Here is a 5,743-nt window from a genome sequence, read left to right on the forward strand (position 1 = left end):
CCCCCCCCCCCCCCCAACGCACAAAGTTCGAGAAAGCGCTCGCCGCTGTCCCTGACCGTCCGGTGATCCCGTGCGGTCAATAAAACGCCTGTTTCGAGTAAACTAGGCGACCGCGAACTTGCGGTATCCAGATAGCGGAGCGAGATCGGGTTCGCGTTGACTAGCCCGGTAATTCCGGGCGTGAAGAAGGGGAGCCCTCATGGCATACACGGACATCCGTATTTCGACCGACCTGATCGAGCCATCGCGCCGTGACGACTACTGGCGCGAGGTCACACGGCCGTTCTGCGAGACACTGCGCGCCTCGCAGGCGGATGCCCCACCTCTCGAAGGGACCATGTTGATTCGCCATATGGCCGGATTGACGTTGGGCTCGACAAAATTCAACGCCCAGCGTTACGTGCGCGACAAACGAACCATTGCGCAGGGCGGGCTCGATCACTACCTCGTTCATGTGCTGGTGGCGGGCTCGATTCACGGCAACTTTGCAGGACGGGATGTCGTGGCCGCACCGGGGGGCATTTGCATCATCGATCTTGCGCGTACCTATGAATGCGAGGTCGATGCCGGTATGCGGCTGGCGACGACGGTGCCACGCGCGGGCATCGAGAAACTGCTGGGCGGCCGTGATTTGCATGGGGTCGTGCTCCAGGCCGGGCAGCCGATTACGCGACTGCTCGTGGAGTACCTGAAAGGATTGCATACGGTGTCGGCGGATTTGTCGGCCAGCGAAGGCATCGCCGTGATGGATGCCCTGATCACCCTGCTCACAACGGGTCTTGCCAACGCACCGCTAGCACAAGCCGAGCCGAAATCGGTGCTCGGCCGGGCATTGCGCGAACGCCTGCTCGCCTACATTGAAAAACACCTCTCGCACCCGGAACTCGGGCCGGAGCTTCTCACGCAGCACTTTCGCATCTCGCGCGCCCACCTGTATCGCGCGTTTGCCGAGGACGGCGGCATCGTCAACGTCATCCGCAGCCGGCGTCTTAACGCCAGCTATCGAGCGCTCATCGACCCGAGCAGAGGCACCTGGACGACGGCGAAAATCGCCACCGAATTCGGTTTTTCGGACGTTGGGAAATTTCGCAAGGCATTCGCCGCGAGTTTTGGCGTGACACCGGACGACGCGCGCGAGCAGGGGCGTTTCGCCGCATCGCCGGTGGACGGCGATGGTCAACTGTCGACGCATTTCGCAGCCTTTTGCACGCGCCCTGCCGTCCAAAGGCCTCACTGGCCGTAAGTGCTTGAACGAGGTCTGACGGGCACATCATTCAAAAGCGATAGCTAAGTCCGACATGTGAATGTTGTCGTTGAAGTCGTCGCATCCCCGCAGGCCGCCAACGACATCGGCCCAGGTCGCGTTATCCGAATACCTCCGCATGTGCGTGGCAGTGAGAGGCTGGGACGGCGCGTGCCCAACGCCGCCCGACCGGGTATGGTGCGAACTTCCGAACGTCACTCCTGAATCCCGCCATGCTGAGCGCTCTCGCCATCGACAACTACCGTTCCATCCAGTCGCTCGTCATGCCGTTGACGCGACTGAACGTTATTAATGGCGCCAACGGTAGCGGGAAATCGAACCTTTACCGCGCGTTGCGGCTACTGGCGAGCACTGCCAGGGACGGAATCGTCGCGCCGCTCGCGCGCGAAGGCGGACTGAATTCGGTGATGTGGGCAGGTCCGGAAGAGATCAGCGAGCGCATGCAGCGCGGGGAGGTGCCGGTGGAAGGCGGCCCGCGTCGCAAGCGGTCGCGGCTGCGACTCGGGTTCAGCAGCGACAGCTTCGGCTATGCCGTCTGCATGGGATATGTCGGCGGTTCGGGCCCCGCTTCTGCCTTTGCGCTGGACCCGGAGTTCAAGCGGGAAAGCCTGTGGGCGGGAGACTTTCTGCGGCCGGCCAACACGCTCGTCGACCGTGACGGCGGCGTGGTGCGTCGCAAGGCGGGCAAGGGTTGGGACATTCTCACGAGCAGTCTGCCGCGCTATGAAAGCCTTTTCTCTCATATCGCCAACGACGCCGCGTGCCCGGAAGTGTTCACCGTGCGTGAGCGCATGCGCGACTGGCGCTTCTACGATCACTTCCGAACGGACATCGATGCCCCCGCGCGCGCGCCGCAGATCGGTACGCGTACGAGTGTGCTGCATCAGGACGGCCGCGATCTTGCGGCTGCGTGGCAAACGATCCGCGAGATCGGCGACCAGGCCGCCCTCGACGAAGCCGTCTCCGACGCCTTTCCTGGCGCGCACGTCGAGATCGATGCGCAGCCGGGGGGGCTGTTTTCGCTGGCATTTCATCAGCACGGCTTGTTGCGCCCCCTGAGCGCGGCGGAGTTGTCCGATGGGACGCTGCGCTATCTGCTGCTCATCGCTGCACTCCTCACGGCACGTCCGCCGGAGTTGATGGTACTCAACGAACCGGAGTCGAGCCTGCATCCCGACCTGATGCCCGCGTTGGGGCGTCTGATCCGACGCGCAGCGAAACATTCGCAGCTATGGATCGTCTCGCATTCGCATCGGCTTGCGGCGGCGCTCGAGGACGATCCGGAGTGCAACGCCATTACGCTCGAGAAGGCGTTTTCCGCTACGACAATTCTGGGCCAGCGTGCGCTCGAACGGCCCGCCTGGCGTTGGGCAGACAACGGCAGGTAACGCCGGGCACCCGCTGGGGTTCGCCGAAAGTGCAAGCCTGCCGCCGGTATGGCAAAACACAACGTCGAGGCACTGGCACGATGCCATCTCCACTACCGATGGAGCCCGACGATGAACCCCATAGGCATCGCAACGATTGGCACTGCCCCGATGACCCATCCTGTCGCGAATTCGCACCCGTGCCATCGACATGCGCGTTTCAATGCGGATATTCAGACAGTTGAACTCAAGGCAGCAGGCAAGCTGCTGTCGCCATTCGCCGCCACAGCGGTGCGAATCCGCGAGCCCGGCCTGCCAGATCATCTGCCACTCGCGTCAGCCAGAAATCTGCGTAACGTAGCGGACCAGGGGCCAGCAGCAGACTTCGCGTTTTTCCGGGAGCCTCTGAGGCAGAACGTGGCGTTGCTGGGCAGGTGGGGGGCTGCCGCCAAGGCCGGCAGTCAATCCAATGCGTGGTCGCAGTTCGTCAACGACATCACGGAACACTTCTTCAAAGGCAGCCGGAAGCAGCGTGTCATGGACGCATTGATCCTGTCTCTCGATGTGTTACCCGCACGCTATCGGGCGGATGCGCTAGCGTGCCTGCTCGCCGATGGCGAGGAGGGGATGGCGGCCGCCGAAGAGTTCTGGGAATACATTGGGCTGGATCGGATTCCGGACGCGGACAAGAACCGTGTGCGCGGTCTGATTCGCCAATATGGCATCGGAGCGTAGCCACGCGAAGACGCCGGCCGCGCCCGGCAAGGGCGAAGGCCGGGATCGCGCTCGGCAGCCGCTCAGGCTTTCGGCGACTCCGTCTTGCTTTCCGCCTTATCCGCTTGCGCCACCGGCCCGGGCAGGCCGGTGATCTTTGGCACGCACTCGCGATGGAACCAGACGAGATTGACCGGCTCGCCCGCCAACAGACGCTTGACGGGCGGCACGACCTGCTCGCCGATCAGCATGCCGAGCAGCCCGAGGAGCGCGATCGCAGGGGGCGCGGGTGAGCGCACTCCGAGGCCGCCATAGATGATGCCGACGAGCACGCCGACACCGAGCGAGACGAGATATAGCTTCATGAAGTTCTCCGCGACGCGCGCGTTCTGAGGTCGTACCAGACGACCGCAATAAAGCCGCCAACGAGCCCGAGGTGCTCAAAAAAGGCATTGGCGAGCATGACGCGCTCGCCTGGCGGCGCGGCCCAGAATCGGTTGGCCATGAACGATGCCGCCAAGGTGAATGCCGCCAGTGCCAGCGCACCCAGCCAGCGCCACCGGCCGGTGAGGATGAGCAGCGACGCACCGATTTCAAGCGCAATGACCGCCGCCGCAAACGGCGCGGCGGGCGCCAGCCCGAAGTGATGCATCTCGGCAATGGCGGCTGGAAAATCCAGAGCCTTGTCGATGCCGCCCTGCAAATAGGCACTGCACAGCAGCAGGAGGGCGAGCCAATAGGCCCAACCCGGCAGCGAAATCCCCTCACGCCCTAAGGGCGGCGAGGGGTCGGGGGACGGCAAGACAGTGGCCATGACGGACCTCGACTGATGCGACCGTGATCAGAACGCCCAGCAGGAACAGCCGAGCGCACCCCAGAACCCGCTTTCGTCGGACGCCGGCACGCTGGACATCCACGCCCTCGTGTGCGCATGGCCGTGCACGCCGCACGACGTGGCGCACGCGCAACTCGCATTCACGTTCAGCACCTGCGGCTGACGAGACTTGTAGCCCACACCATGACGGGCAGGCGACCAGTCAGGCATGGCGGGCGGTATCTCGGGGGCGTAGCCGCCGAAGTCACCATCGCCATAGACGACCTTGCCGCCCAGCAGCGTGAGCACCGACGTAATGTCCTGAATCTCGTCTTCCGGCACGCTGAAATAGTCGGCGGAGAGCACCGCCAGATCGGCGAGTTGTCCGACTTTGATCTGCCCCTTCTTGCCGACTTCCGACGAGAACCAGGTGTTGGCCTCCGTCCAAAGACGCAGGGCGTCGTTGCGGTCGAGCAGATTGCCGGGCGCGGACATGCGAAGCCCGCCCACGGTCTTGCCCGTGGTCAGCCAGTACAACGATACCCACGGGTTGTACGAGGCCACGCGCGTGGCGTCGGTGCCGGCGCCGACCTTGACGCCTTTCTCGAGCATCTTCTTGATCGGCGGCGTGGCTTCGGCGGCCTTGGCACCGTAACGCTCGACAAAATACTCGCCCTGGTAGGCCATGCGGTGCTGCACGGCGATGCCGCCGCCAAGCGCCGCAATGCGGTCGATGTTGCGATCGGAGATGGTCTCGGCGTGATCGAAGAACCAATGCAGGCCGTCGAACGGCACGTCCTTGGCAACCTTTTCGTAGACGTCGAGGGCGCGCGAAATGGTCTCGTCGTAAGTGGCGTGCAGACGCCACGGCCAGCGGTTCTCCGCGAGCAGCCGCACGACCGGTTCGAGATCGGTCTCCATGGACGGCGGCATCTCGGGGCGCTCGACACGGAAGTCTTCGAAGTCGGCCGCTGTGTATACGAGCATTTCGCCTGCGCCGTTATGACGATAGACGTCGTCTCCCTGACCGGGGCTGACTTGCTTGACCCACTGGCTGAAGTCTGCGAGTTCGGCTTTGGGCTTCTGCGTGAACAAGTTATAGGCCAGGCGCACCGTGAGCTGACCTTCACGGTGCAGTTCCTCGATGATGCTGTAGTCCTCGGGGTAATTCTGGAACCCGCCACCCGCGTCGATCACGCCGGTCACACCGAGGCGGTTCACCTCGCGCATGAAATGGCGCGTCGAGTTCTTCTGATACTCGGGCGGCAGCTTCGGGCCTTTCGCCAGCGTGGCGTAGAGAATGGTCGCGTTCGGCTTGGCGAGCAGCAACCCGGTCGGATTGCCCGACGCGTCGCGCACGATCTCGCCGCCCGGCGGGTTGGGCGTGTCTTTCGTGTAGCCCACGGTGCGCAGTGCGGCGCCGTTGAGTATCGCGCGGTCGTACAGGTGCAGGATGAACACCGGCGTGTCGGGGGCGACGGCATTCAGTTCGTCGATGGTCGGCAGACGCTTCTCGGCGAATTGATGTTCGGTAAAGCCGCCCACCACGCGAACCCATTGCGGCGCGGGCGTGCGGTCGACCTG

Annotated in this window: 6 protein-coding genes; 3 read left to right on the forward strand and 3 right to left on the reverse strand. The window is 63.9% G+C overall.

Features of this window, described 5'->3' with window-relative positions; genetic code table 11:
• Window positions 1–199: 199 nt before the first annotated feature.
• The 3 genes from C266_RS16315 to C266_RS16325 all read left to right on the forward strand — a co-directional run bounded on the left by C266_RS16315 (window position 200) and on the right by C266_RS16325 (window position 3,366).
• On the forward strand, window positions 200–1,243 hold the full coding sequence (locus C266_RS16315) for a helix-turn-helix domain-containing protein (protein WP_010807187.1): 1,044 nt from the start codon (window positions 200–202) through the stop codon (window positions 1,241–1,243).
• A 233-nt stretch (window positions 1,244–1,476) separates the two neighbouring features.
• Window positions 1,477–2,652, forward strand: coding sequence for an AAA family ATPase (locus C266_RS16320; RefSeq protein ID WP_010807188.1), 1,176 nt, complete (start codon window positions 1,477–1,479; stop codon window positions 2,650–2,652).
• Between the two features lie 150 nt (window positions 2,653–2,802).
• Entirely contained in the window at window positions 2,803–3,366 is a 564-nt protein-coding gene (locus C266_RS16325) for a hypothetical protein (protein WP_144265848.1), read from the forward strand.
• 62 nt (window positions 3,367–3,428) lie between these two features.
• Here the strand turns inward: C266_RS16325 and C266_RS16330 are convergent, their stop codons facing one another.
• From C266_RS16330 to C266_RS16340, 3 genes are all read right to left on the reverse strand, one after another.
• Entirely contained in the window at window positions 3,429–3,710 is a 282-nt protein-coding gene (locus tag C266_RS16330; RefSeq protein WP_010807190.1) for a DUF1427 family protein, read from the reverse strand.
• Window positions 3,707–4,159: a DoxX family protein gene (locus tag C266_RS16335; RefSeq protein ID WP_010807191.1), complete on the reverse strand. Its 453-nt coding sequence runs from the start codon at window positions 4,157–4,159 to the stop codon at window positions 3,707–3,709. Before C266_RS16335 ends, C266_RS16330 begins: the two co-directional genes overlap by 4 nt.
• A gap of 27 nt (window positions 4,160–4,186) precedes the next feature.
• A partial coding sequence (locus tag C266_RS16340; RefSeq protein ID WP_010807192.1) for an amidohydrolase occupies window positions 4,187–5,743 on the reverse strand: 1,557 nt, incomplete at its 5' end.

This window comes from Pandoraea sp. SD6-2, assembly GCF_000389825.1.
Taxonomy (GTDB): domain Bacteria; phylum Pseudomonadota; class Gammaproteobacteria; order Burkholderiales; family Burkholderiaceae; genus Pandoraea; species Pandoraea communis.